This window comes from Vibrio sp. 1731 (assembly GCF_033339955.1).
Classification (GTDB): domain Bacteria; phylum Pseudomonadota; class Gammaproteobacteria; order Enterobacterales; family Vibrionaceae; genus Vibrio; species Vibrio alginolyticus.
In genome coordinates this window covers 24,690-49,959 of sequence record NZ_JAWOVO010000017.1, presented here as the reverse complement: position 1 = coordinate 49,959, position 25,270 = coordinate 24,690, and the positions used below count along the sequence as shown (strand labels likewise).

The 25,270-nt window shown below is 44.3% G+C and carries 22 protein-coding genes and 1 other annotated feature; of the genes, 17 read left to right on the top strand and 5 right to left on the bottom strand.

Annotated elements, in window-relative coordinates:
• Window positions 1-69 precede the first annotated feature (69 nt).
• From R7035_RS18105 to R7035_RS18070, 8 genes are all read left to right on the top strand, one after another.
• Entirely contained in the window at window positions 70-195 is a 126-nt protein-coding gene (locus R7035_RS18105; RefSeq protein ID WP_132936804.1) for a Trp operon leader peptide, read from the top strand.
• Window positions 142-245: a sequence feature (Trp leader region), on the top strand. It overlaps the preceding gene by 54 nt.
• A 126-nt stretch (window positions 246-371) precedes the next feature.
• On the top strand, window positions 372-1,937 hold the full coding sequence (locus R7035_RS18100) for an anthranilate synthase component 1 (protein ID WP_025767265.1): 1,566 nt from the start codon (window positions 372-374) through the stop codon (window positions 1,935-1,937).
• A 16-nt stretch (window positions 1,938-1,953) separates the two neighbouring features.
• Window positions 1,954-2,562, top strand: a complete 609-nt coding sequence (locus R7035_RS18095; protein WP_054577683.1) for an aminodeoxychorismate/anthranilate synthase component II — start codon at window positions 1,954-1,956, stop codon at window positions 2,560-2,562.
• Window positions 2,563-2,599: 37 nt separating this feature from the next.
• The gene (trpD, locus tag R7035_RS18090) at window positions 2,600-3,610 is read left to right on the top strand and encodes an anthranilate phosphoribosyltransferase (protein WP_053349666.1); all 1,011 of its coding nucleotides are present in this window, start codon (window positions 2,600-2,602) and stop codon (window positions 3,608-3,610) included.
• A gap of 13 nt (window positions 3,611-3,623) precedes the next feature.
• Complete coding sequence (gene trpCF / locus R7035_RS18085; RefSeq protein WP_270054985.1) at window positions 3,624-5,063, top strand: bifunctional indole-3-glycerol-phosphate synthase TrpC/phosphoribosylanthranilate isomerase TrpF; 1,440 nt, start codon at window positions 3,624-3,626, stop codon at window positions 5,061-5,063.
• Window positions 5,064-5,127: 64 nt separating this feature from the next.
• Window positions 5,128-6,318: a tryptophan synthase subunit beta gene (trpB, locus tag R7035_RS18080; protein WP_064368599.1), complete on the top strand. Its 1,191-nt coding sequence runs from the start codon at window positions 5,128-5,130 to the stop codon at window positions 6,316-6,318.
• Complete coding sequence (gene trpA / locus R7035_RS18075; protein ID WP_270054986.1) at window positions 6,318-7,124, top strand: tryptophan synthase subunit alpha; 807 nt, start codon at window positions 6,318-6,320, stop codon at window positions 7,122-7,124. The genes trpB and trpA overlap by 1 nt, the downstream gene beginning before the upstream one ends.
• Window positions 7,125-7,320: 196 nt before the next feature.
• Complete coding sequence (locus R7035_RS18070) at window positions 7,321-8,016, top strand: Crp/Fnr family transcriptional regulator (protein ID WP_005376777.1); 696 nt, start codon at window positions 7,321-7,323, stop codon at window positions 8,014-8,016.
• Between the two features lie 126 nt (window positions 8,017-8,142).
• Here R7035_RS18070 and R7035_RS18065 read toward each other — a convergent pair whose 3' ends face one another.
• Window positions 8,143-9,684, bottom strand: a complete 1,542-nt coding sequence (locus R7035_RS18065; protein WP_318146213.1) for a long-chain fatty acid--CoA ligase — start codon at window positions 9,682-9,684, stop codon at window positions 8,143-8,145.
• A 543-nt stretch (window positions 9,685-10,227) separates the two neighbouring features.
• Here R7035_RS18065 and R7035_RS18060 point away from each other — a divergent pair.
• From R7035_RS18060 to R7035_RS18025, 8 genes are all read left to right on the top strand, one after another.
• On the top strand, window positions 10,228-11,487 hold the full coding sequence (locus R7035_RS18060; protein ID WP_005376774.1) for a dicarboxylate/amino acid:cation symporter: 1,260 nt from the start codon (window positions 10,228-10,230) through the stop codon (window positions 11,485-11,487).
• 156 nt (window positions 11,488-11,643) lie between these two features.
• The gene (locus R7035_RS18055) at window positions 11,644-12,828 is read left to right on the top strand and encodes an acyl-homoserine-lactone synthase (RefSeq protein WP_054866149.1); all 1,185 of its coding nucleotides are present in this window, start codon (window positions 11,644-11,646) and stop codon (window positions 12,826-12,828) included.
• A complete protein-coding gene (locus R7035_RS18050) occupies window positions 12,821-15,361 on the top strand; it encodes a hybrid sensor histidine kinase/response regulator (protein WP_054866150.1) in 2,541 nt (846 codons plus the stop codon). Before R7035_RS18055 ends, R7035_RS18050 begins: the two co-directional genes overlap by 8 nt.
• Window positions 15,362-15,472: 111 nt before the next feature.
• Window positions 15,473-15,715 carry a hypothetical protein gene (locus R7035_RS18045; RefSeq protein WP_005376770.1) on the top strand — a complete coding sequence of 81 codons (243 nt, stop codon included), beginning with the start codon at window positions 15,473-15,475 and terminating at the stop codon, window positions 15,713-15,715.
• Between the two features lie 198 nt (window positions 15,716-15,913).
• Window positions 15,914-16,477 carry a septation protein A gene (locus R7035_RS18040; protein WP_005376769.1) on the top strand — a complete coding sequence of 188 codons (564 nt, stop codon included), beginning with the start codon at window positions 15,914-15,916 and terminating at the stop codon, window positions 16,475-16,477.
• 225 nt (window positions 16,478-16,702) lie between these two features.
• Window positions 16,703-17,098: an acyl-CoA thioester hydrolase YciA gene (gene yciA / locus R7035_RS18035; protein ID WP_005376768.1), complete on the top strand. Its 396-nt coding sequence runs from the start codon at window positions 16,703-16,705 to the stop codon at window positions 17,096-17,098.
• A 115-nt stretch (window positions 17,099-17,213) separates the two neighbouring features.
• Window positions 17,214-17,510 (top strand): YciI family protein, encoded by a 297-nt coding sequence (locus R7035_RS18030; RefSeq protein ID WP_005386727.1) that lies wholly within the window; start codon window positions 17,214-17,216, stop codon window positions 17,508-17,510.
• Between the two features lie 3 nt (window positions 17,511-17,513).
• Window positions 17,514-17,906, top strand: coding sequence for a GspS/AspS pilotin family protein (locus R7035_RS18025; RefSeq protein WP_005376765.1), 393 nt, complete (start codon window positions 17,514-17,516; stop codon window positions 17,904-17,906).
• Between the two features lie 133 nt (window positions 17,907-18,039).
• Here R7035_RS18025 and metE read toward each other — a convergent pair whose 3' ends face one another.
• A complete protein-coding gene (gene metE / locus R7035_RS18020) occupies window positions 18,040-20,322 on the bottom strand; it encodes a 5-methyltetrahydropteroyltriglutamate--homocysteine S-methyltransferase (RefSeq protein WP_262652091.1) in 2,283 nt (760 codons plus the stop codon).
• Between the two features lie 278 nt (window positions 20,323-20,600).
• Between metE and R7035_RS18015 the strand changes: the two genes are divergently transcribed.
• Window positions 20,601-21,512 (top strand): LysR substrate-binding domain-containing protein, encoded by a 912-nt coding sequence (locus tag R7035_RS18015; RefSeq protein ID WP_262627983.1) that lies wholly within the window; start codon window positions 20,601-20,603, stop codon window positions 21,510-21,512.
• Between the two features lie 21 nt (window positions 21,513-21,533).
• Here R7035_RS18015 and R7035_RS18010 read toward each other — a convergent pair whose 3' ends face one another.
• From R7035_RS18010 to R7035_RS18000, 3 genes are all read right to left on the bottom strand, one after another.
• Window positions 21,534-21,734, bottom strand: a complete 201-nt coding sequence (locus tag R7035_RS18010; protein ID WP_005376762.1) for a DUF4250 domain-containing protein — start codon at window positions 21,732-21,734, stop codon at window positions 21,534-21,536.
• 152 nt (window positions 21,735-21,886) lie between these two features.
• The gene (locus R7035_RS18005) at window positions 21,887-22,597 is read right to left on the bottom strand and encodes a hypothetical protein (RefSeq protein ID WP_213872660.1); all 711 of its coding nucleotides are present in this window, start codon (window positions 22,595-22,597) and stop codon (window positions 21,887-21,889) included.
• Window positions 22,598-22,683: 86 nt separating this feature from the next.
• Window positions 22,684-25,140 carry an EAL domain-containing protein gene (locus tag R7035_RS18000; RefSeq protein ID WP_158159707.1) on the bottom strand — a complete coding sequence of 819 codons (2,457 nt, stop codon included), beginning with the start codon at window positions 25,138-25,140 and terminating at the stop codon, window positions 22,684-22,686.
• Window positions 25,141-25,270: the final 130 nt, after the last annotated feature.

The window sequence follows — 25,270 nt, the reverse complement described above, 5'->3', positions numbered from 1 at the left end:
GGGTTGACTTTTTACTCTCGCACTAGTTAACTAGTACACAAATACAAAGTACGTAATTTAAGGTTCACCATGTTACAAGAATTTAACCAAAACCAAAAAGCGAAAGTTACGGTTTGTCTTAATAAGGCAAACTCATCAGATCTTGCTTGGTGGCGCACTTGGACTAGTTCTTGGTGGGCAAACGTATACTTCTAGTTTATAGAACCAAACGTTGTAAAGCCCGCTACTTAAGCGGGCTTTTTTGTTTTGTTGCTCATTTCACATTCAACTGCCTAAACATTAATCGAATATAGCCAAGTCTAGATTGGGAGAACGTTTGCTTTATGCGACTATGTACGGCAGGAAGATTTAAACAGCTACAAGGAGGTCTTGTGAACAAGGCCATTGAAATTAAGAAACTTGGACAGCTTGAAGTGCTAACGGCTTCCGTCCCTTATACTCAAGACCCGACTCGCTTGTTCCACACACTATGTGAGAACAAAACTGACAGCCTATTGCTGGAATCTGCTGAGATCGATTCAAAGCAAAATTTAAAATCCCTGCTGATCGTAGATTCAGCGGTTCGCATTGTTTGCTTCGGCCATACCGTTAGCATGCACGCCTTGACTAATAACGGTAAAAACCTACTGTCTCACCTAAACCAGAACATCCGTGGTGACGTTGAGAGCAAGTTCGATGGCGAAACGCTAACTTTGGAGTTTAACCAGCCATGCGACACGTTAGATGAAGACTCTCGCCTACGTGAAGCCTCTTCTTTCGATGCGCTGCGTTTGGTTCAGCATAGTTTTGATATTTCACAGCAAGACAAACACGCGATTTTCCTTGGTGGTCTGTTTGCCTACGACTTAGTCGCAAACTTCGAGCCGCTTGGTAATGCCGAAGCAACAAATCAGTGTCCAGATTACGTTTTCTACGTCGCGGAAACACTACTTGTTGTCGACCATCAAACGGAATCTTGCCAGCTTCAAGCGACGTTGTTTGTTGATGGTTCAGAGAAAACAGCGTTAGAGACTCGTATTGCAGAAATTAGCGCCCAGTGTGCAGCGCCAAAACTGTTGCCGAGTGCAGAGCAAATAACAGATGTAACGGTAGAACCTAGCGTGTCTGATGCAGACTTCTGCCAAACCGTTCGCGACTTAAAAGAGTTCGTAGTGAAAGGCGATGTATTCCAAGTTGTACCGTCTCGTAGATTCACTCTACCTTGTCCTTCTCCACTGGCTGCTTATAAAGAACTGAAACAAAGTAACCCAAGCCCTTACATGTTCTACATGCAAGATGAGCTGTTCACTCTGTTTGGCGCATCACCAGAAAGCGCGCTTAAGTATGAAACCGATACCAACCAAATTGAAATCTACCCAATCGCAGGCACTCGTCGCCGCGGTAAGCGCCCTAACGGCGAGATTGATTTCGACCTAGACAGCCGCATCGAACTTGAACTGCGCACCGACATGAAAGAAAACGCAGAACACATGATGTTGGTTGACTTGGCACGTAACGACGTCGCTCGTATTGCTCAAGCTGGCACTCGCCACGTAGCAGACCTTCTAAAAGTCGACCGTTACAGCCACGTAATGCACTTGGTATCTCGTGTGGTTGGCCAACTGCGTGAAGACCTAGATGCACTGCACGCATACCAAGCTTGTATGAACATGGGTACGCTCACTGGCGCACCAAAGATTCGTGCAATGCAGTTGATTCGCGATGTAGAAGGCGCACGACGCGGTAGCTACGGCGGTGCTGTGGGTTACCTTACTGGCGAAGGTACATTAGATACTTGTATCGTGATCCGCTCAGCGTACGTTGAGAACGGCATTGCTCAAGTTCAAGCTGGTGCGGGCGTGGTGTTCGACTCTGATCCACAAGCGGAAGCAGACGAAACGCGCGGCAAAGCACAAGCGGTAATCTCTGCTATCCAAGCAGCTCATAAGTCACAATAAGGAATAGGGTTCAGAGATGGCTAATATCATTTTTATCGACAACTTTGACTCGTTCACCTACAACCTTGTGGATCAATTCCGCTCGCTAGGTCACTCAGTCAAGATTTACCGAAACAACATTCCAGCAGAAACCATTGAACAAGCGATAAACGAGCTTGAAAACCCGGTGGTTCTGCTATCGCCAGGTCCTGGCGCACCGTCAGAGGCAGGCTCAATGCCGGAGCTTATCCAACGCATGAAGGGCAAAGTGCCGATGATCGGAATTTGTCTTGGTCACCAAGCGATTGTTGAAGCATACGGCGGCACCGTTGCTGGCGCGGGCGAAATCATTCACGGTAAGGTCTCTATGATGGAGCACCAAAACCATGCGATTTACCAAAACCTACCATCACCACTTGCAATTGCACGTTACCACTCGCTGGTTGCGACCAAGGTTCCTGAGAGCCTAACCATCACAGCAGAAGTGGATGACTTGGTAATGTCTGTTGTACATGAAGAAGATAAAGTTTGCGGGTTCCAGTTCCACCCGGAATCTATTATGACGACCTACGGAGCAACACTGTTGGCCAATGCCATTGAATGGGCACTTGAAGAACAAACTTCAGCGAACCCACTCACTGCTTAAAAAGCACTTGGCACATAAGAAATTTAGGAGAGGAAATATGGAAGCAATCATCAACCCTATTATTACCAAACTGTACGAGCAAGAATCGCTTACTCAGGAAGAGAGCCAACAGCTATTCGACATCATTATCCGTGGTGAACTAGACCCAATTTTAATGGCATCAGCACTGACTGCACTAAAAATCAAAGGCGAGACACCAGATGAAATTGCGGGCGCAGCGAAAGCACTGCTGGCAAACGCAAACCCATTCCCTCGTCCAGATTACGATTTCGCAGATATCGTAGGTACTGGCGGTGACGGTCACAACACCATCAACATTTCAACCACTGCGGCGTTTGTTGCTGCAGCATGTGGTCTAAAAGTGGCGAAACACGGTAACCGCAGCGTTTCAAGCAAATCGGGTTCTTCTGACCTTCTTGATTCATTTGGTATCAACCTAGCCATGAGCGCAGAAGATACGCGCAAAGCGGTAGACGATATCGGTGTTGCTTTCCTATTTGCACCTCAATACCACGGTGGTGTGCGCCATGCGATGCCAGTGCGTCAAACCATGAAAACACGCACCATCTTTAATATTCTTGGTCCACTGATTAACCCTGCTCGTCCTAACATCGAATTGATGGGTGTTTACAGTGAAGAACTGGTTCGTCCTATTGCAGAAACCATGCTACAAATGGGTATGAAGCGCGCAGCAGTAGTACACGGCAGTGGCTTGGACGAAGTAGCAATTCACGGTGAAACAACCGTTGCCGAAATCAAAGACGGTAAGATCACAGAATACAAACTAACGCCTGCAGACTTCGGTCTAGAAGCACACACACTAGAAGCAATCAAAGGTGGCGATCCTGAAGAAAACAAAGCGATCATTACCAATATTCTGACGGGTAAAGGTACAGACGCACAATTGGGCGCAGTGGCAGTAAACGTTGCTCTGCTAATGCGTCTATTCGGCCACGAAGATTTAAAAGCCAACACGCAACAAGCGATTGAGGCAATGAATTCAGGCAAGGCGTACCAATTGGTACAACAACTTGCCGCACACGCTTAAGGAATTGAAGAAGATGACTGACTTCAACACTCAGCAAGCTGACAACCTGTCTGAACACGTTTCTAAGAAAGAAGCAGAAATGGCAGAAGTACTGGCGAAAATTGTCCGCGACAAATATCAGTGGGTAGCAGACCGTAAGGTGAGTCAACCGCTAAGCACATTTCAGTCTGATTTGCTGCCATCGGACCGCAGCTTCTATGATGCTTTGAGTGGCGAAAAGACGGCATTCATCACCGAATGTAAGAAGGCATCTCCTTCTAAAGGTTTGATTCGTGATCACTTCGACTTGGATTACATTGCATCGGTTTACAACAACCACGCAGATGCAATTTCAGTCCTAACAGACGAGAAGTACTTCCAAGGTAATTTTGACTTTCTTCCTCAAGTGCGTGGTCAAGTCAAGCAACCGGTTCTGTGCAAAGATTTCATGGTAGATACCTACCAAGTTTACTTAGCACGTCATTATAGTGCTGATGCTGTCTTGCTAATGTTGTCTGTCCTCAATGATGAAGAGTACAAAGCGCTAGAAGAAGCAGCACACAGCCTAAACATGGGTATCTTGACCGAAGTCAGCAACGAAGAAGAGCTTCATCGTGCCGTTAAGCTAGGCGCACGCGTTATCGGCATCAATAACCGTAACCTTCGCGACCTAAGTACTGATTTGAATCGTACTAAAGAACTGGCACCGACCATTCGTGAACTGGCTCCTAACGCAACAGTAATCTCAGAATCTGGCATTTATACACATCAACAAGTTCGTGATTTAGCGGAATACGCAGACGGCTTCTTGATTGGTAGTTCACTAATGGCGGAAGACAACCTAGAACTTGCTGTACGTAAAGTGACATTAGGCGAAAACAAAGTCTGTGGCTTAACGCACCCAGATGACGCAGCAAAAGCATATCAAGCTGGCGCAGTATTTGGTGGCCTGATTTTTGTCGAGAAGTCGAAGCGTGCGGTTGACCTTGAAGGTGCTCGCTTAACCATGAGCGGTGCTCCACTGAACTACGTAGGTGTTTTCCAAAATCACGATATCGATTTTGTTGCTTCTGTCGTGACCTCTTTGGGTTTAAAAGCGGTGCAACTGCACGGTCAAGAAGACCAAGCTTACGTAAACCAACTCAAAGCCGAACTGCCAACAACAGTAGAAATTTGGAAAGCTTACGGCGTGACTAATGCCAAGCCAGAACTGCTAGCAGACAACATTGATCGCCATTTATTAGATGCGCAAGTTGGCACTCAAACTGGCGGAACTGGTCAAGTATTCGACTGGTCACTGATCGGCGACCCAAGTCAAATTATGCTAGCGGGCGGACTGTCGCCAGAAAATGCTCAACAAGCAGCGACACTAGGTTGCTTGGGATTAGATTTAAACTCTGGTGTAGAAAGTGCACCAGGCAAAAAAGGTTCACAGAAGTTGCTCGCGGCATTCACCGCTATTCGCAACTACTAAAGCTGGATATCAGCTAAAAAATTTAAAGCTATTCGTAGCGAAAAATACGAGAAGGAATATAACGATGGCAAAACTGAATGCCTACTTTGGCGAATACGGCGGTCAGTACGTTCCGCAAATTCTAGTTCCAGCACTGGAGCAACTAGAACAAGCGTTTATCGACGCGCAAGAAGATCCAGAATTCCGCAGTGAATTCATGACGCTTCTTCAAGAGTATGCGGGCCGTCCAACGGCTTTGACTCTAACTCGTAACCTAACCAAAGGTACGAAAACCAAACTGTACCTAAAACGTGAAGACCTACTTCACGGTGGCGCGCACAAGACCAACCAAGTGTTAGGTCAAGCTCTGCTTGCGAAACGCATGGGTAAAAACGAAATCATCGCAGAAACAGGCGCAGGCCAACACGGTGTTGCAACCGCACTAGCGTGTGCACTACTTGGCCTTAAGTGTCGCGTTTACATGGGTGCAAAAGACGTTGAACGTCAAAGCCCGAACGTATTCCGTATGAAGCTTATGGGCGCAGAAGTTATTCCTGTCCACTCGGGTTCAGCGACACTTAAAGATGCATGTAACGAAGCGCTACGCGACTGGTCTGCAACTTATGAAGATGCGCATTACCTACTAGGTACTGCGGCGGGTCCTCACCCATTCCCAACCATCGTGCGTGACTTCCAACGCATGATTGGTGAAGAAACGAAGAATCAGATTTTGGCACGTGAAGGCCGTCTTCCTGATGCGGTTATCGCATGTGTGGGCGGTGGTTCAAACGCGATTGGTATGTTTGCTGACTTCATCGAAGAAGAAAGCGTTCGCCTAATTGGTGTTGAGCCAGCAGGTAAAGGTATCGATACTGATCAGCACGGTGCACCACTTAAACACGGTAAAACGGGCATCTTCTTCGGCATGAAAGCACCGTTGATGCAAGATCCAAACGGCCAAGTAGAAGAGTCATACTCTGTTTCTGCTGGTCTTGATTTCCCTTCAGTTGGTCCACAGCACGCACATCTAAACGCAATTGGCCGTGCTGAATATGACAACGTGACGGATGATGAAGCACTAGAAGCATTCCAGGAAATTGCGCGTAACGAAGGTATCATCCCTGCTCTAGAATCTTCTCACGCACTGGCTCATGCACTGCGTATGGCTCGTGAGAATCCAGAAAAAGAACAATTGTTAGTTGTGAACCTATCAGGTCGTGGTGATAAAGATATCTTCACTGTACATGCCATCCTAGAAGAAAAAGGAGCGATCTAATGAGCCGTTATGCAAAGATGTTTGAGCGCCTAAACGAGAAAAACCAAGGCGCGTTTGTACCGTTCGTAACGGTTTGCGATCCAAACGCAGAACAGTCTTACAAGATCATGGAAACATTGGTTGAGTCGGGCGCAGATGCCCTTGAACTTGGTATTCCATTCTCAGATCCGCTAGCCGATGGCCCAACCATTCAAGGCGCTAACATTCGCGCGTTAGACTCAGGCGCAACACCAGATGTCTGCTTTGAGCAAATTGGTAAGATCCGAGCTAAATACCCAGAGTTGCCTATTGGTCTTCTGATGTACGCGAACCTTGTTTACTCCCGTGGTATCGAGAACTTCTATGAGCGTTGTGCAAAAGCAGGTATCGATTCTGTTTTGATTGCAGACGTACCAACTAATGAAAGTGCCGAATTTGTTGCTGCTGCAGAAAAGTTTGGTATTCACCCAATCTTCATCGCACCACCAACGGCAAGTGATGAAACACTGAAGCAAGTATCAGAGTTAGGTGGCGGCTACACTTACCTACTCTCTCGTGCAGGTGTTACTGGCGCAGAAACCAAAGCAAACATGCCTGTAGGTCATATGCTCGATAGACTGAACCAATTTGATGCACCACCAGCGCTACTTGGTTTTGGCATCTCTGAGCCAGCACAGGTGAAACAAGCACTAGAATCTGGCGCCGCTGGTGCAATTTCTGGTTCAGCCGTGGTCAAAATCATTGAAGCGAACGTTGAGCAGCCACAAATTATGCTCGACAAGCTAGGTGAATTCGTTTCTGCAATGAAAGCTGCCACTCAAAAATAATTTCAGTTTGATATGACACAACAACGCCCGCTTAACATTATGTTTAGTGGGCGTTTTCTTACTATCGCGTTTATACCACGTCATTTTTTGTTCAACGCCCGCACTTTCCAAATCTATCTCAAGCAGAGCACTCCAAGAGTGTTAAGCTTGGGTAACTTAACTAACTCAATAAAGCAATGTGCAGTAAGGTTGCTACATGGAAGAAGTCAAAACACTGCTAGCCAAATGTCCTGTACTATCAGGGCTGCCAGATAAAGGGCTTAGTGAAGCAGCGCAAATGACTAAGGTTCGCTGCTTCGACGAAAAAGCACTGATTTGCAATAAAGGTGCGCTTCAATCTTCTCTTATGGTCATAGCTCAAGGTGCAGTGAGAGTGAACTCAATTAGTTCAAAAGGCAAAGAAGTCACACTGATGATTTTCGAAGCTGGTGGCTGGTTTGGAGACAATGTTTTTTCTCCCGGTATGCCTCGTATTTTTGGTGCGACCGCGCATTCGGACGTGACTGTAATGGAGCTTCCTGGAGATAAATTTCGCCAATTACTCGCCAAATACCCTCAAAGTTACCCCACTATACTAGACTTACTTAGCCGCCGCTTGTGGTCTGCTATTTCTGTTATCGAAGATGACGCGATTAGAGGAATTGAAGAACGAGTCGCCAAAAGGTTGCTGCTACTTGCTGAATACCAACTTAATCAAGCGATCGATACTCGACCATGCGTTGTCAGGGTAACAAGAGAACATATCGCTAACATGATGGGGCTAACTCGTCAGAGCGTACACAAGATACTAAAACGACTAGAAAGTATCGGGATGCTAGAGCTAAACTATGGCTCAGTAACCATTACCAATCCGAAACGCTTAGAAGAATACTTTAAAGAACTCGAGCAATAGATGCATTCAACAAACGCTAAGTATTGTCTAACGATAGCTAAAAAACTTATGCATCTAATTGGTCAAGAGCACAACACCATTTGCGCTTAGGCAAGTGGCGCTGTGACACAAAAACCATTGAATTGACTAAGCTATATTCAATTCAGATTTCAACTCACGTTTCAAAATCTTTCCTGTCGCACTCATCGGGAGGTGTTCACGAATTTCGACATAACGAGGATATTTAAACGAGGCTAATTGCTCTTTACCCCACTTTTGTAATGAATCGGCGTCAATATATTCTTTTGGTTTAAGTACAACGTAAGCTTTTATCTCTTCGCCATACTCTTCATTTGGAATCCCTATCACCGCTACCATTGAAACTGCAGGATGAGCCATGAAAACTTCTTCAATTTCTCTGGGATAAACATTAAATCCACCTCGAATGATCAGATCTTTCATTCTATCGACAATAAATAAATTACCTGAACTGTCAAAGCGGCCCACATCACCAGTATGGAACCAACCATTTTGTAGCGCAGATTCAGTAACTTCTGGGCGGTCAAGATATCCCTTCATAACATTATGACCACGCACAACAATCTCACCTTCTTCGCCTATCGGTAGTGCATTACCTTCAATATCGATAACTTTTACTTCGACACCTTGAACCGGTTGACCTACCGAGCCTGGTATGCGCTCCTGATCCAAATGATTAAAACATGCAATAGGACTTGTCTCCGACAACCCGTATCCTTCTAAGATCGGCACATTAAATGTTTCTTCAAAGGTTCGAAAGATTTCGGTTGGTAATGGCGCACCACCGCTTACTGCAACACGCAATGACGAGGTATCAAATTGATGCTGCACATGAAGCAGACCGATGTACATCGTTGGCACACCAGCAAATATCGTCACCCTATGTTTTTCCACCAGCTCAAGAACATGTTTAGGCTCAAACCTAGGCACTAACACCAATGTTGCCCCGCCCAAAACACTAGCATTTAAGTGGACGGTTTGACCAAATGTATGAAATAAAGGCAAAGTTACTAAGTGAATATCATCGGCCTGGCTGCCCATAATGTTTTGTGCCACCAGAGCGTTCATTATGATGTTCTGCTGAGTCAGCTCAGCGCCTTTTGGTAAGCCTGTCGTCCCTGATGTATACAAAATCACACAAGTATCATCCGCATTACGCGGTATATAATCCGGCAACGGTTGGACATCGGCTATAAACGCATTGAGAGTTATTACACCATTCCAATAGCTTTGATCTTGAGATTGAGTCAGTACGACTATGCCTTCGCATGTATCGACTTGTTCAAAGGCTTTGACGCCCTCTTTTGCCATTGGCAGTTCTTTCGTCCCTTCAAAGCAGAAATAAAACTTCGCTTTTGAATCTTCTAAGTGATACTTAATTTCTCGCGCTTTCAAAAGCACATTTAATGGGACTGCAACCGCGCCAGCTTTTTGTATTGCATAATAAACAAACGCGAAAAAAGGAATGTTTGGGCATGAAATCGCAACGCGGTCACCTGGCTTTACGCCTTTATTGATTAAAGACGCTGCGATCTTGCCGGCGACCGCATCAAACTGCTCATAATTTATCTTTTCAGCGCCACATATCAACGCCGTTTTATCTGGTTTACTCGCAGCATTTCTTTGTAACGCAGCAGCAAGATTCATCATAGTATCTTTACCTCTTACTTGTCTTTCTCGTCTAATCAGCTCAGGAGCATTAACTAAGCAAGTTATCCTTAACACTGGATCGTCAGCATTTGAGTCTCACCAGTCATTGTCATTTAACATTATGTTTACAACGCAATCAGGACTAAGAATGTAAAGCAATTAACATTTCAGAAGGCAAATTAATAAAAGTGTGAGCTTGAAAGAGATGAATTGTTATAAATATCAACCCAAGTCACTAAAAACTCTGACTGCAATAGCAAATACAAAAGCGGTTAAAATTAACAAAAAGAAAACAAATAAAGAAAAATAAACTTGAACAATCCTAAGCGCGACCCTTATAAGAAAAATCAATAGCAAACGTTTGCCATTGAACAAAACTTTATCGTTCGTCAATAAAATATCGATTAATCCATCAATAATACCTTGCTGCATATTGCCAATTGTAAACGATAAGTGTAAAAAGCAAGGCGAGATAATTATCCGTAAATCCATTTAAGGTTAGTGGGTAATTTTAGGATTTTACATTTTATTAGCACAGAGGTTATGGAAGTGTTAAAAGAAAAGAGTTTGCTAAACAACATTGGCGTACAAGTCGTAATCGCCATGATCGTGGGCACAGCCGTTGGTGCCATGATGGGTCATGATGCGACAGTGTTCGCTCCTTTAGGTGCTATCTTTATCAACTTAATCAAAATGTTGGTTATTCCTTTGGTCGCTGTAGCCTTGATTTCTGGCGCCGCTGGTCTTGGGAACAGCCAGTCAGCAGGTAAAGTTGGCATCGTCACTCTAGGTTATTTTGGTTTAACATCCGCCCTAGCCGTTGCGCTTGCACTATTTATGGGTGAAGTATTCCAACCAGGCATGGGTATCGACGTCTCTGGCGTTGAAGGCATGTTCTCAGCAGAATACGCTTCAAAAGGTGAACTACCTACTTTCTGGGCAACCATCACTGGTATGATCCCAACCAACGTTTTCCAATCACTAAATGAAGCAAACATCCTACAGATCCTCGTTTTCTGTATGTTCTTTGGTATTGCGATTTCTAAGCAAGCAAAAGAGCGTCGTGAACCAATCATCAATGGTGTTAACTGCATCGTTGACGCAATGGTTTGGATGATCAACAAAGTAATGATCATTGCACCTATCGGTGTATTTGGTCTGATGGCAGAAGCCGTCGGTACGTTCGGTTTTGGTGCGCTAATGGTGGTGTTTAAACTGTTCGTTGTTTACGTTGCCGCCATCCTAATCTTCGGTTTCGTTGTTTACCCAGCAATGGTGCATGTTTTCACGAAGACATCTGCGAAGAAATTCCTGTCTTCAATGAAGAAACCGCAAGCAGTTGCGCTTTCAACAGCGTCTTCTATGGCAACACTGCCTGTTACAATGGACACCTGTGAAAAAGAGCTGGGCGTAAAAAATTCAACTGCATCATTTGTTCTGCCTCTAGGCGCAACGATCAACATGTCAGGTAATGCGATTTACTATGGCTTGGTTGCTATCTTCTTTGCTCAACTGTTCAATATCGATCTAGGCATGGGCGCTTACATTGCAATTATCGTAACGTCTACATTGGGTGCGGTTGGTCAAGCGGGTGTTCCTGGCCCTTCTTTCCTAGTGGTTGCCGTGCTTCTTGCCGCTGGCATTCCAATTGAAGGTCTACCGCTGCTATTCGCTCTTGACCGTATTTTCGATATGATTCGTACAGCACTGAACATCACAGGTGATGCTGCATGTGCAGTTATCGTTGATGCGCTAATTGAAGAAGAAACGGCAGAAGCTGAGCTAAAAAAGCAAGAAGCCTAACCCTTTCTTGAATAGACCAAAAACCGCTCATAATGAGCGGTTTTTTTGTCTTTTCTTGCATTACGTAACTATACAAATAGAAACCGATGGCATAAATTTTTCAAAATGATATAAACCATTACAAAATATAACAAAACGTTAGAGCTAGGTTATATCATGAGTCTTGAGCAATCTTTGGAATATCTCACCAAAATAAATTTGCCGATCGAATCAAAGCAGCAGGCCCTGGTTGACTCAGTTATTCTTACCCTAACGAAACAAAAACGAGATGCTCTTTTTCAACAGGTTGCTCTGTATCGAATAAAACTGCTTAAATCTCTCTTTCCTAAACACGCATCAAAAAGTCTTTCTGCACTATTTGAGTTAATGGATTATCGAGATTTAGTGCAACAGTATCCGACAGGTTTCTCCAAAGAGATTCGTTTACTTGAACAACTTGCCGCAGATTGTTACCCGCATTGGATGGTTTTCTGGTGTCAATGCGAGATCGAAGCAATCAAGCAAAAATATCCTTCAAACGAAGCTGCGATTCCTACTCCGCTTCCGTTTGACGACCACAGCTATACTAGCGTGTTAATTGAAGATATCGCAGATTGCGATCTTGAGGTAATGCTGCCAAATCATGCAGCGTTAATGCCGATTTCCGAAGCGATCACACTGAGTAATCTTGAGCTTTTCGTCCAAACTGAACAATGGTTTGAAATCTTGCCTCTTTTATCACTCTCGCAAAAAGGGCAGCACTTTGCCCTCTTGCTCAAATCGTCATCTTCACCAATCATGGTCTCCTCCGCTTTAGTGCAAAGCTGGCATCAACGAAATAACTGGCTCAGTTACTCACCACAGTTTAGTAACGAACAATGGCAGTTTTGCTTTCCTAATCATGGGTACAGTGTTCTCAATCAACTGGGTATTTTGGAGTGTCGTGCTCTAACTCATGAGCACACTCTTATTGAGTTTGATGCTCAGTTTCAATCTCGTGTAAAGAACAGTGAAGCGGTTTGCGAAGTACTGCGTCTTACGGTGGGAGGCAACATTCAACAAAAGCTGTATTTTTTGTATCTGGCGCAAAAAACTATGATGAGCGAGCTCTATAAAGCAGGCTATAAGCTCGGCCTTACCATTATTGAGCAAGTATTTATGTTAAATTTCTATCAATCTATTGATTTAAGTGCCTACTTTCACTCAGGATACCGCGACATTAACGGTGACGGTACCAAGACATACCGCGGTTTCTGGAATTTAGGTATGATGGTTGAAGCATTTCAAGACATACAATTTCGCGACTACAAACATTGCGTACGAACAAAAAGAATGGATAAAAAGGTGAATGAGCATGCTTGATGTTCATTTGCACGGTCTCTTTTACCCAAAAGCAATGGCATTGTACGCGACTGTACTAATAGTATTCGCTTGGCTACTGTATTACTGCTATCGCCTAAAACAGAAGAGTGAATCAATCTTAGGCTCGCATCACGCGCCTTACATCGCTTATTCCAGCTGTATCATTGTTTGGATAAGCAGCAACGCCTATTTCCATACCGATTTATTGCCAGAATTAGGCTCTGTTGGTGGCATTTTTATGGCTAAGTTAGCGAACTTAGCGTCTTTTTTCGCCTTTGCGTTTGCATTCTATTTTTCTTGCCAGTTAACCGCAGATGTTAAAAAAACAGCGGTCAAAGCCTGGCAAAAAGTCGTCTTTGTCGCACTAGCAACGTATTCACTGTACATCAACTTAGTACCGAATCTTACTGTCGAAAATGTCACCATTAGTGGTCCAAGCCAGTTCGTCATTAAATTTGGCCCACATACCTCATATTTTTTCATTAGTTTGCTAGCTTTCGTGGTACTAACGCTGCTTAACTTGATTGCCATGCGCGCTAACAGCAGCAAGCTCACGTTAGCAAAAAGCAACTATATGATCGCTGGTATTTTGGTATTCATGTTATCTACGGCAGTGATACACCTTGGAATGACGTATTTCCTTGGCGACTTCTCCCTAACTTGGTTACCACCAGCACTTTCAATCAGCGAAATGTTGTTTGTGGGCTATGCCCTACTTACCTCTCGCTTCTACAGCGCTAAATATCTCACGTACTTAACGGTAAGCGCGCTCTTAGTCTGCGCCATTTTTGTTCTGCCGCTAGGGGCGATATTTATTCCTATCTCTGAAGATAACCAATGGCTTGTTGCGGTACCTTTATGCGCGCTTATCGGTATCAGTTGGCACTTGCTTTTTAAGCGAGTCAGTCGTTTCGCTTCATACTTTATTTATGGGAAACGACACACTCCCGTTCAGCAAATCCTTGGGTTAGAGGAAGAGTTTAAACGCTCAATAGATGATGCTATGCGTCAGTTGGCATCGTTACTTAACATACCAAACAACAAGCTACAGCTAGTCACTAGCAATTACACAGAAACGTTTTACGAAGAGTACCTGCCGTCAAGCAAGTCAGTTCTCGTGCTTGATGAGTTGTCTGAAGAAATTGATTATGCCTCCTCTTCTAAAGGGTCGATGAGAAAGCTCTACGAGCGTATGCGCTCAAGCAATACTGCGCTCGTTATGCCTCTCTTCGGTCGTGGAAAATCTGTTACTCACTTGCTGATTTCTTCACATAAAATAGATAATAAGCTGTTTTCTAATGAAGAAATCTCAGCTCTGCAAACGTTATTAGTTCGCATCCAGAGCACCATTGAAGCCGATAGAAAGGTACGCCAAAGCCGTGCGCTGGCTAACTCCATTGCACATGAAATGCGTAACCCTCTCGCTCAAGTACAATTACAATTTGAAGCTTTAAAACAGCATATAGAGTCAAACGCCTCACTGGATATGCTAAAAAGAGAAATTGATAAAGGTGAAGCCGCTATACAACGCGGTCGACAACTTATCGATATTATTTTACGAGAAGTTAGCGACAGCTCACCAGAGCATGAGCCTTTAGCTCTCACTTCCATACATAAAGCCATCGACCAAGCAGTAAGCCGTTATGGTTTTGAAAACGATCAAATAATTGAGAGAATTAACCTGCCACAGGCACACGATTTTGTCGCGAAGTTAAATGAGACCCTGTTTAACTTTGTCATTTTCAATTTGATTCGTAACGCTATCTACTATTTTGATTCTTATCCCGACAGTCAAATTGAGATTCGTACCCAGACGGGGGCTTACGAAAACATTCTGATCTTCCGAGATAGTGGGCCAGGTATAGATCGCAGTATCTTACACAAGATATTTGATGACTTTTTCTCGTATCAAAAAAGCGGAGGCAGTGGCTTAGGTTTGGGCTATTGCCAACGTGTTATGCGCTCCTTCGGAGGACGAATAGAGTGCCAGTCTGAATTGAGCGAGTTCACAGAATTCTACTTGTATTTCCCAGTCGTACCAAACGCACCAAAACCAGAGACATTGAGAGCACCGGACTTTGATAACTGGAAAGCAACTCCATCACATTCTGAAAATCATTCAGCTCAACACGTACAAGTATGTAAAGATGCACCAACAGTGCTCATTGTTGATGACAAAGAGGTGCAACGCACCTTGGTACAGATGTATTTAAAAAGATTGGGAGTCAACAGCTTACAAGCAAATAATGGAGCCTCTGCGGTAGAACTATTCCACTCTCACAAGATTGATCTCGTTCTTATGGATGTCCAAATGCCGGTAATGAATGGATTTGACGCAAGCCAACGGATTAAGCAAATCACATCCTCCGTTCCAATCATTGCCTTATCTGGTGAGTCTGGAGCTAGAGAGTTGGAGCTAATTTCGAAACTCATGGATGACAGACTCGAAAAGCCCACCACGTTAAATGCACTTCAAGTCGTCATCCAAAGATGGTTACAGAACGAGAATTTTGCACCTTCCAACACTTTTTAATTTGCAAATATAGAATTGGCACTAGATGTGCATTATTGGAGTAAATCGAATTATCCAGAAGGTCAAGCAGGCTGCAAAAGAGTAGCGTATGAGCTTGATAAGGAGATCGCCATGTTACTTCATCGACATACATACTACGGCCTGATTCATCACGGAATCAAAACACTGTTACTTGATCGCTTAGGCCACTATACAGAAGAAGAGTATCATCAATATCTGAGCCTGATGACTGGTAAATCCACTTGCTTCACGATGTCTCTCGAAGAGCTAGAAGCAACGGTCGATAACTTACTGCGGGAAGGCTATTTAGAAGATGTCAAAACGCTTATTTCCCAATATCAACGTGTTGCTTAAGGTTTAAAACTCTCAACTCTATTGCCGCTTCACGCGGCAATTTTTATTCCTTCCATTTGCTGTTTCGACGTGGAAGAAGCTTGCGGGCTGTACGATATACTAAGCGTTACTATTCTTACCTTAACTTCCTCAGTATTCACATCTTGTCAGATTCCGTTAGACTGTCTTCAATTCAATAATTAGGTAGATTTTGCCATCATGAAGCAGATCCTAGACTTTATACCACTCATCGTTTTCTTCGCTTTATACAAGCTGTACGACATCTACGTGGCGACAGGTGCACTGATCGTAGCAACAGCCATTCAGCTTGTCGTCACCTATGCGCTGTATAAGAAAGTCGAAAAGATGCAGCTAATAACATTTGTTATCGTCACTATCTTCGGCGGCATGACCCTTTTCTTCCACGACGACAATTTTATAAAGTGGAAAGTCACCATCATTTACGCGATTCTGGCGATTGGCTTAGCAGTGAGCCACGCATTGGGAAAATCAGCCATCAAAGGTATGCTAGGCAAGGAAATTACGTTACCTGACGCTGTTTGGGCAAAGATTAACTGGGCTTGGGTTGGCTTCTTCTCATTCTTCGCTGGCCTAAACATTTATATTGCTTACGAATTGCCGTTGGATGTTTGGGTTAACTTCAAAGTATTTGGAATGTTGATCGCGACATTTGCCTACATGATTGCGACTGGCTTTTACATTTATAAACACATGCCAAAAGAACAAAAAAATAACTCATCCGATGTGTCCACTGATGATTAAAAACTCAGTTTTGCTATAATCCGCGACTTCACAGCGACCTTAGGGTCGCTGTTTTGCTCCATGTATCAGTAAACCGCTCAAACAACGTACCGTTTTCAGACCATTCTTGCTGCTGTAAACCAACTTTCTCTGGTCCGGTATCTGCGGTTTTTTAAGGACCTTTGGTTCTAGGTATTTACTATGTTGGCGCTTAGTTTGAGCGCCTTTAAGATTTAGGATGTCACAATGAGTCAAGAAATTAGCTCTCCGAAAGGTCAAATGCTGCTTCGTACCCTTGCAATGCCTGCAGATACAAACGCCAATGGCGATATTTTTGGCGGTTGGATAATGTCTCAGCTCGACTTAGCGGGCGCGATTCTGGCAAAAGAGATCTCTTGTGGTCGCGTTGTCACCGTTTCGGTATCAAGCATTACGTTCAAAAAACCTGTTGGTGTGGGCGATGTCGTATGCTGCTACGGCGAATGCACTAAGATCGGCCGCACATCCATGAGTGTCGATTTGGAAGTATGGGTCAAACCCGTCAAAGCTCACGGTGTTGGCGAACGCTTCATGGTTTGTGATGCGACCTTCAACTACGTAGCCATTGACAGTGAAGGTAAACCACGTCCGGTTCAGAATTAGTCAACCTACAACGCTAACAGTTAGAAAGGATCTCACATTTTCTGTTGTTCACTTGTGAGAGACACAAAAAAGGCGTTAAATTAACACTTTACCCTACCAATTAAGGAACTATGCTATGTGGTATGTCATCTTTTCACAGGACGTTGAGAACTCGTTGGAAAAACGCATGAGCGTTCGCCCACAACACTTGGATCGCTTACAAAAGCTACAAGACGAAGGCCGCCTTCTTACAGCTGGTCCGATGCCTGCGATAGATTCTGACAATCCTGGTGAAGCTGGATTTACGGGCTCAACTGTCATCGCTGAATTCGCCTCTCTAGAGGATGCTAAAGCGTGGGCAGAAGCCGATCCTTATGTAGCGGCTGGTGTTTACGATCATGTAATCGTGAAACCGTTCAAAAAAGTGTTTTAATTTATGAAAAAATTACTGTGTCTTTTCTTGGTATTTGGTGCTCTGGCTGGCTGTTCATCAACCGATGATAAGCAGCGCCAACTTGAGCTTATGGCATCAAACCGAGCAGGAGTTTTGTCTGCGGGTCTCCCTTTAGAGTACGGTCCACTGCAAATAATGCGTGTCTCATCCAACAAAAATGTTGTAGAGATGATGATGATTTATAACGATGGCGCACTCGGTGCAAAGCCGTTAAATCAAGTACTGAATACCAGTATCTATACCTACTGCAGCAACCCAGAAGTTCGCAAGCAAATTGATATGGGCTTGATGTATCGTATTAAGGTACGTAATTCTCGCGGTCAGTTGATGGCAGATGAGTTGGTTTCCGCACAGACTTGTACTCAGGTGAAGTAGCTACAGTAATTTTTGTTGCTTTCGGCACGAGACGATGATTCGCTATTATTGAATAATCTGAAAACGAAAGTTAACAATTAAGAATAGAAAAACGGAGACCACAGTCTCCGTTTTTATTTGCTGTAACGATGTGTTACGCCAGCTCAGCACGGAGCTTCTTCGCCGCTGAAACCAGATTTGCCAATGCGGCTTCTGTCTCCTTCCAGTTTCGTGTTTTCAGACCACAATCTGGGTTTACCCACAAACGTTGAGCCGGAATTTTTTCTGCCGCTTTCTTGATTAAACCTTCAATCCATTCTTCCGTAGGAATGTTTGGTGAGTGAATGTCATAAACACCAGGGCCAATTTCGTTCGGGTAATTGAACTCTTCAAATGCTTTCAGCAGCTCCATATTTGAGCGAGATGTTTCAATGGTAATGACGTCCGCATCGAGTGCCGCAACCGAATCAATGATTTCATTGAACTCGCTGTAACACATATGAGTGTGAATCTGAGTTTCTGGTTTTGCACTTGCCGCAGAGACCTTAAACGCATTTACGGCCCATTCTAAGTACGCTTTGTGATCGCGTTTTTTGAGTGGTAAACCTTCTCGAATGGCTGGCTCATCAATTTGAATGATATTGATGCCTGCATCTTGCAGGTCAGACACCTCATCACGTAGTGCCAAAGCAAGTTGCTGCGCAATTTCTTGACGTGTGATGTCTTCACGTGGGAACGTCCAACATAAAATCGTTACTGGTCCAGTCAACATGCCTTTCATCTGTTTGCTGGTTAGCGACTGGGCGTACGTCGACCATTCAACTGTGATCGGTTTTTCACGTTCAATGTCAGCAACTACAATGGCAGGTTTCACACAGCGAGAACCATAACTCTGTACCCAACCAAATTTGGTCGTTTGAAAACCCGCCAAGTTCTCAGCGAAGTATTCCACCATGTCGTTACGCTCTGCTTCACCATGAACTAGCACATCTAGGTCGAGCGCCTCTTGACGTTTTACTGCGTCAGCAATATGTCCTTTAAGTGCTTGGATATATTCAGACTCAGATAATTGACCTGTACGATAAGCGCTGCGCTGCACCCGGATTTCACCCGTTTGAGGAAAAGAGCCGATTGTCGTTGTTGGCAACAAAGGCAAGCCCAATACTTCAGCTTGATGCGCAGCACGCTCTGCATAAGGTGCGCTGCGCTCGGCAAGTGACGCGGTAATGTTGTTTAAACGCGCTTGTACTTGAGGTTTATTCACATGTGTTGCTGTCTTGCGCGCTTTGATTGTCTGGCTATAGGTATCACAAGCGAGAATCGCATTTTGATCACCATCGAGCGCTCGGCCAAGCAAGGCGACTTCTGTTACTTTTTGTTTTGCGAACGCAAACCAGCTTTTCACTTCCTCACTGAGTTCTGTTTCCTGTTCCAGATCAACCGGGCTATGTAGCAAAGAGCATGAGCTCGCAACCCAAAGGTTGTCGCCCAGTTTTTCTTTTACTGGCTGTAGACGTTCAAGTTGCGCACTCAAATCCGAGCGCCACACGTTACGACCGTTGACCACGCCAGCAGACAGCACCCACCCCTCCGGTAGTTTGGCAACCACGTCGTCAAGCTGCTGAGGCGCGGCAGATAAATCGACATGTAAACCATCCACCGGTAGCTCTACAATTTTGTCTAGCGTATCGCTTACGGAGTCAAAGTACGTCGTTAGCAGCACTTTTACATCGCTTCGAATCACTTGGTAGGCTAGCTTAAACGAATCAGCCCATTTGCTTTCTAGCTCCAGTGACAAAATTGGCTCATCAATCTGAACCCACTCCACACCTTGACTTGCTAGCTTTGCCAAGATAGCTTGGTAAGCAGTAAGTAAGCGTGGTAGCAGGGTTAAGCGGTCAAACCCTTCTTCGACCTCTTTGCCCAAGTAAAGGTAACTGACTGGACCAAGCAAAACAGGCTTCACTTGGTGGCCAGCTTGAAGCGCTTCGTTGACTTCTTCAAACAGTTGAGGCCAACTCACTTCAAATGTATCGTCCTTGCTAAATTCAGGTACGATGTAGTGGTAGTTTGTGTTGAACCATTTAGTCATATCCGATGCTGCAGCGCCCGCACAGCCGCAACCCGCTTGAGATTGACCGCGACCCACTTTGAATAGCGTATCCAAATCAGGGAAACCGTCTGCGTGACGTTTTGGCACGTGACCCAGTAACAACGTGGTCGTCAGTACATGATCGTACCAAGCAAAATCGCCAGCGGTGGTAAAACTCAAGCCAGCATCTGTTTGCGTTTGCCAGTTTTTAGCGCGCAGATCTGCTCCAACCTTTTTAAGCTCTGCTTGATCAATTTCTCCGCGCCAGTATTTTTCCTGAACGAATTTTAATTCTCGTTTTTCACCGATGCGTGGATAACCTAGTATGTGAGTCGTTGTCGCCATGTCCCTATTCCTTTTTCAATCTTGTTTAATTTGTTTGGGTCAGAGTATCTTTCGTCATGAAAGATGTCTGGATGGCTAAACTATCGCTCTCATCTGCGGTTTGAACAACGTCCATTTATTCAACTTGTTTATTAAAAAAATTCATCATGAGGCGACATGATTCGCAAATAAACACAACAAATAGACGTCTAGACGTTTACATATCCATTTTTTGTCGTTAAGTTATTTACACGATTGCTATTCTGTTCATAGCGAGCAACAAAGGATGAAAGGAATTCATGATAGAGCTAAAACATTTGCGGACACTCACTTCGCTTCGAGACACTGGCTCTCTAACGGCAACAGCGACCGCTTTACATCTCACTCAGTCGGCACTGTCTCATCAGATCAAAGATTTGGAGGCGCGAATTGGAGGGCAACTGTTCCTGAGAAAGACTCGTCCGGTGAAGTTCACTTCAGAGGGAGAAATCCTATTGCGTCTTGCAGAAGATATCCTTCCGAAACTCGCAAGAGCAGAAAATGATTTAGCGAGCTTGAAAGAAGACGTCAATGGCCGATTACATATGGCCATTGAATGTCACTCTTGCTTCCAATGGCTAATGCCTGCACTTAGGGAGTACCAACTTGCTTGGCCTAGCGTAACATTGGACTTTTCCTCTGGTTTTGGCTTTGAACCACTCCCAGCTCTATTGGCAGGCGAACTCGATCTCGTTATTACTTCCGATATCCAACTTCGATCCGAAGTCCACTACGAGCCTCTATTCGACTTTGAAATGCGTTTAATTACCGCAACCAACCACCCATTGGCGGAAAAAGAAATTATTGAGCCGCAAGATCTCGCAGATCAAACCATGCTCTCTTATCCGGTTCAAAAACAAAGGCTAGACGTCGTAAAACACTTTCTTCAGCCAGCAGGAATAGAACCTGCGAAATGGAAGCAAGCCGACAACACTCTCATGTTAGTTCAGATGGTCTCTGCTGGATTAGGGGTGGCGGCACTACCCAATTGGGCGATTTCTGAATTTTCTCGCCAAGGTCTTATTACCAGTAAACCTTTCGGCCAAGGCTTATGGCGTCGCTTGTTTGCTGCAACGCGTCACTCAGAGAAAGAAAAGCGTTACTTACAAGCTTTTTTCGCAACCGCGAGGCTACAATGTAAAAGCCACCTTGACGGAATCAAGGTGGCTTAAAAGATTTGGATTATGAAAGGCTTAGCGTTGATATGCTTTAAATTGGTTAGTCAATGGATCGTACTGATAACCGAGCATATCAAGCTTGCCGACTACAGACTCTACATCCATCTCATACACTGATACTAACTCGTCAAAACTGTCGCACTCTAAACGTAGCTTTTCGTTGACGATACCTAGCAAAATAGTGCTGTCCAGATTACCTACATTGCTTAAATCCATCGCGACTCTCCTCTTCGACAAGGTATATAAACAAGCGTAGTAGTAATCACGCGAATTTAAAGTGAGTGAGATCTAAAACGTGATCACCTTATACCCAAGCATCAAGAAAGCACTTGGATATAAGCCGTCTAGCTTTGTCTTTAGAGTAGAGGTTAAGCCGCGAGAGAGAATAAACCTTGGAGGCTCGTCATCGACGCGAGTGCTAGCAACAAGGCTACGCTCAGTTGCACCTTTTCTGGTTTCTTATGCGTAAAAATATGCCAACACCACACGATAATTGAAGAAATTAGCATAGCTAAAGACAGCAAGATCGGCTGTGTTGCAGCGTTTAGTGTGGCTTCATTTAACTGGTAAGAAGCAAACAACGTTGCAATGACTAATAGCATTCCAGACACAATGCCAGTAACTGGTAAAATGCGGTGAAATGCCTGTAATCTGCTGCGAGCTATCGTAAGTAGCAATTGAGAAAATGACGCCCCAAGGAAAAATATCATTAGAGCCATCGCTATCGATGCTGGCCAGCTTGATTGCTCAAATACCTGAATACTTACATACGCAAAGGCCAAACCATTCGCTAAATGCATCGCCCATAGTGGCCCTTTTTCACGCGTTTTCTTGGTTTGAACCTGAGAATAGAAGTAGAAAATAGCAAACACGATCATAAATGCTTCAATGCGAAGTGACGCAACAGCGAGCCACAATATAGCTACTGCAGGCAACATTTTATGAAGACGTCCTCGCTGACCAGGACAAATATCGCCCTTGATTAGAAGCAAAGTCAGTAGCGCTTGTGCGCCAAATAGCATCGGAGGGAAAGTAACCAGCAATTGTTGAATCATGTTGAATGCACGCTCAAAAGTCATTTTGGGGGGCGATAATATCAAATCAACTATCGCCAAACCACCGAAAGTCGGCCCCCAAATGAGCTAAAACGGTAAGACAATTTTATTCACAGAGAAGCAAGATACTTCAACGCGTCTTCCTGCGTTAAAACTCCACGGTACTCTTCTTTGGTATTACACAGTACCCAAGGGAAACGGATGCCGGTTTTAACCAACTCTCGAATAACAGAGACAGGTAAATCCTCATCAACCAACACAAATTCGGTGCTCATTATCTGATTAACAGGACGTTTCCAAATTCGGCTTTCTCGTTCAGTTTCTCGCTCTGTTCCCATCGAAGGCGTTAGGTGTAAATTCACCGTCTCTTTCGTAATTAACCCAACACAACGATTTTCATTGAGAACAACTAAAGGCGAGCTTGGATTCAAATTCATGTACTCCACTGCCAAGGAGAGCGGTTCTCCAGGGTCCATAGACCTGACTTGTTCATGGCTCAAAGATTGCAACACATCACTTTGCTTAGACTCAATCGCGATGTCAGAGAACAGATGCTCATAACTGTCCGCTTTATCCATCAAATCGACAGGCACGGCAGCAGAAAATAGAAAGCCCTGCATGTAATCGACACCGATTTCTGCCAATACTTGAAGTTCTTGCTTAGATTCCACGCCTTCAGCAACCACTTTTACATTCATTTGCTGTGCAAGCTCGGTGACCATTTTCACAATGTTATAGCTAGTGCTCCCTTTATGAATGTTCTTGACGAATTTTCGGTCTATTTTCAGTAAATCAAACTGCCCTTTTTCTAGATAAGAAAAAGAAGAATACCCAGTACCGAAGTCATCAATCGCGATCTCAATGCCCTCTTTCCGCACTTCCTCTAGAGCTCGAGTATGCTCCTCATCTTGTTCAAAATACGCGGTTTCTGTTAGCTCGATAGTTACTCGCTTAGGGTCTACACCACTGGCTTTAATCAAATCATGCGACCGCTGAAGGATCTGAAGAGAATCCAATTTCGTATTGAGGGAGCGATTGATGGTCACGCCCACTTCCTCGCCATAAATTTCTTGTAAGCGCGGAAAGTGCTTCAACGCAGCTTGGCAGACCACATCATCAAGTGCCGCTATGAGTTCTAGATCTTCAATAATAGCGATCATCTTTTGCGTACAATACGCATCATTTTCATCATAGAAGCGTGCGAGAGCCTCGAACTTAACCACTCTTCCGGTTTGAACGTCGATAATCGGTTGAAAGTAAACGTCCACTAGCCCACTCTCTATTTGCGCCTCCAAAAACGCCTCGAGATGTTGGCGCTTCACTAATTCAGAGTGAAGTTCACTATCGTAAAAGTTGAAATAGCTGCCTTCACCGGAAATAGAGGACAACATCGCTTGCGCTGCATGTGCTAGCGCTTGTCTTGGTCGGTTCGTATCATAGCCAAGGATTGACACACCAGTTTGGCCTTTAACGATAGTGGCATGCATTTTTGTGCCCATTTCATTTCTAAGCTCATTAAAGAACCCTTTCATGGCAATTTGGATCAAACGAACCGGGCTCAACCATTGACAATGAGGGGTCTGCAAGCATACGACAAACACATCCCGAGATAACTGCCCCGCAATACTGGTGTAGCGACTTCGCATAATAAAATCTGCAAAACCTAATTGCTGTTCAAGCAAGTATCTCTCCGAAAACTTGGGTCTTAGTGTCATAACAATGTTGAGTTCTTTATTTCTGCTTTCATTCGCTAAGGTAGCTAATTGGAGTTCAAATTCTTTCCTCGTTGGTAAAAAGGCAGCCCAATCATGCTGTTGTTCACAACGATTTTTCATCCACAACAACGAAGCAGAAATATCCGTAGAAAATCCGAGATAAAGAATTCGTCCAGAATGAAACGTAAGTCGGTAAATACAAAGATGATGAGCTTGGTTGCTACCGTTTGCTGTTTTGCTCAGCAAGTTACCACACCAACATCCTTCATCATTAATTTGCTGCCACAGCTGATCATAAAACGCTTGGCTATGGTGAGAGGTACTGAAAATATGAGTTTTAAGCCCAACCAGATCTCGGTTTTGATAGCCCATTTGTAACTCAAAGGCACGGTTACAACCTAAGATGCGCGTATCTTCATCGGCAACTAAAACGCCTACATTTGGCAAATCAAAAATCGTTTCGAGAATTTTCGCTAACTCCTCGCAACCAGTGATTGTTAATTGTGGAATGATAGTGCCTTGGATAATGCGCTTATTGAGCCTTTCAAAACTAATAGTAACGTGCACTAAGTTAACGTTTTTTAGCATCATGCAACAAGAAAACCGCCCCCGTCCGCCAAAGAGTTCCACTTCTAGAATTCGTTGTTTTAGCGTTTCTTGTTGCCCCATCAGCATATGATCAAACAAGTTATTTAGGCTGGTTACTGGCGTACTTATCCCAAATGCCTTTGCCATTCCTTGCTGATCACATTCGAACTCGCGAGTATCAATATCGTAAGACCACTCTATAACAGGAGTTAGACTGGAAGTCGTTTGCATTTTTGGATGCACTGTTGTCGTAGATTCACTCATACCCTAGCCCCTTTTTTTGTAATTAGCCCAAGGCTCAAAATTCACAGTCAATTCGCGACATTCCAGTTGGGACCTGCCGATCCTCTTTATAGATGGATTGTGTCAACGATAAGCCTATCGACTTAGAACT

Bases quoted from the DNA above. Each gene is read 5' to 3' on its own strand.
- R7035_RS18105 (WP_132936804.1), top strand. From the start codon at position 70: ATGTTACAAGAATTTAACCAAAACCAAAAAGCGAAAGTTACGGTTTGT.
- R7035_RS18095 (WP_054577683.1), top strand. From the start codon at position 1,954: ATGGCTAATATCATTTTTATCGACAACTTTGACTCGTTCACCTACAAC.
- trpD (WP_053349666.1), top strand. From the start codon at position 2,600: ATGGAAGCAATCATCAACCCTATTATTACCAAACTGTACGAGCAAGAA.
- trpCF (WP_270054985.1), top strand. From the start codon at position 3,624: ATGACTGACTTCAACACTCAGCAAGCTGACAACCTGTCTGAACACGTT.
- trpB (WP_064368599.1), top strand. From the start codon at position 5,128: ATGGCAAAACTGAATGCCTACTTTGGCGAATACGGCGGTCAGTACGTT.
- trpA (WP_270054986.1), top strand. From the start codon at position 6,318: ATGAGCCGTTATGCAAAGATGTTTGAGCGCCTAAACGAGAAAAACCAA.
- R7035_RS18070 (WP_005376777.1), top strand. From the start codon at position 7,321: ATGGAAGAAGTCAAAACACTGCTAGCCAAATGTCCTGTACTATCAGGG.
- R7035_RS18065 (WP_318146213.1), bottom strand. From the start codon at position 9,684: ATGATGAATCTTGCTGCTGCGTTACAAAGAAATGCTGCGAGTAAACCA.
- R7035_RS18060 (WP_005376774.1), top strand. From the start codon at position 10,228: ATGGAAGTGTTAAAAGAAAAGAGTTTGCTAAACAACATTGGCGTACAA.
- R7035_RS18055 (WP_054866149.1), top strand. From the start codon at position 11,644: ATGAGTCTTGAGCAATCTTTGGAATATCTCACCAAAATAAATTTGCCG.
- R7035_RS18050 (WP_054866150.1), top strand. From the start codon at position 12,821: ATGCTTGATGTTCATTTGCACGGTCTCTTTTACCCAAAAGCAATGGCA.
- R7035_RS18045 (WP_005376770.1), top strand. From the start codon at position 15,473: ATGTTACTTCATCGACATACATACTACGGCCTGATTCATCACGGAATC.
- R7035_RS18040 (WP_005376769.1), top strand. From the start codon at position 15,914: ATGAAGCAGATCCTAGACTTTATACCACTCATCGTTTTCTTCGCTTTA.
- yciA (WP_005376768.1), top strand. From the start codon at position 16,703: ATGAGTCAAGAAATTAGCTCTCCGAAAGGTCAAATGCTGCTTCGTACC.
- R7035_RS18030 (WP_005386727.1), top strand. From the start codon at position 17,214: ATGTGGTATGTCATCTTTTCACAGGACGTTGAGAACTCGTTGGAAAAA.
- R7035_RS18025 (WP_005376765.1), top strand. From the start codon at position 17,514: ATGAAAAAATTACTGTGTCTTTTCTTGGTATTTGGTGCTCTGGCTGGC.
- metE (WP_262652091.1), bottom strand. From the start codon at position 20,322: ATGGCGACAACGACTCACATACTAGGTTATCCACGCATCGGTGAAAAA.
- R7035_RS18015 (WP_262627983.1), top strand. From the start codon at position 20,601: ATGATAGAGCTAAAACATTTGCGGACACTCACTTCGCTTCGAGACACT.
- R7035_RS18010 (WP_005376762.1), bottom strand. From the start codon at position 21,734: ATGGATTTAAGCAATGTAGGTAATCTGGACAGCACTATTTTGCTAGGT.
- R7035_RS18005 (WP_213872660.1), bottom strand. From the start codon at position 22,597: ATGACTTTTGAGCGTGCATTCAACATGATTCAACAATTGCTGGTTACT.
- R7035_RS18000 (WP_158159707.1), bottom strand. From the start codon at position 25,140: ATGAGTGAATCTACGACAACAGTGCATCCAAAAATGCAAACGACTTCC.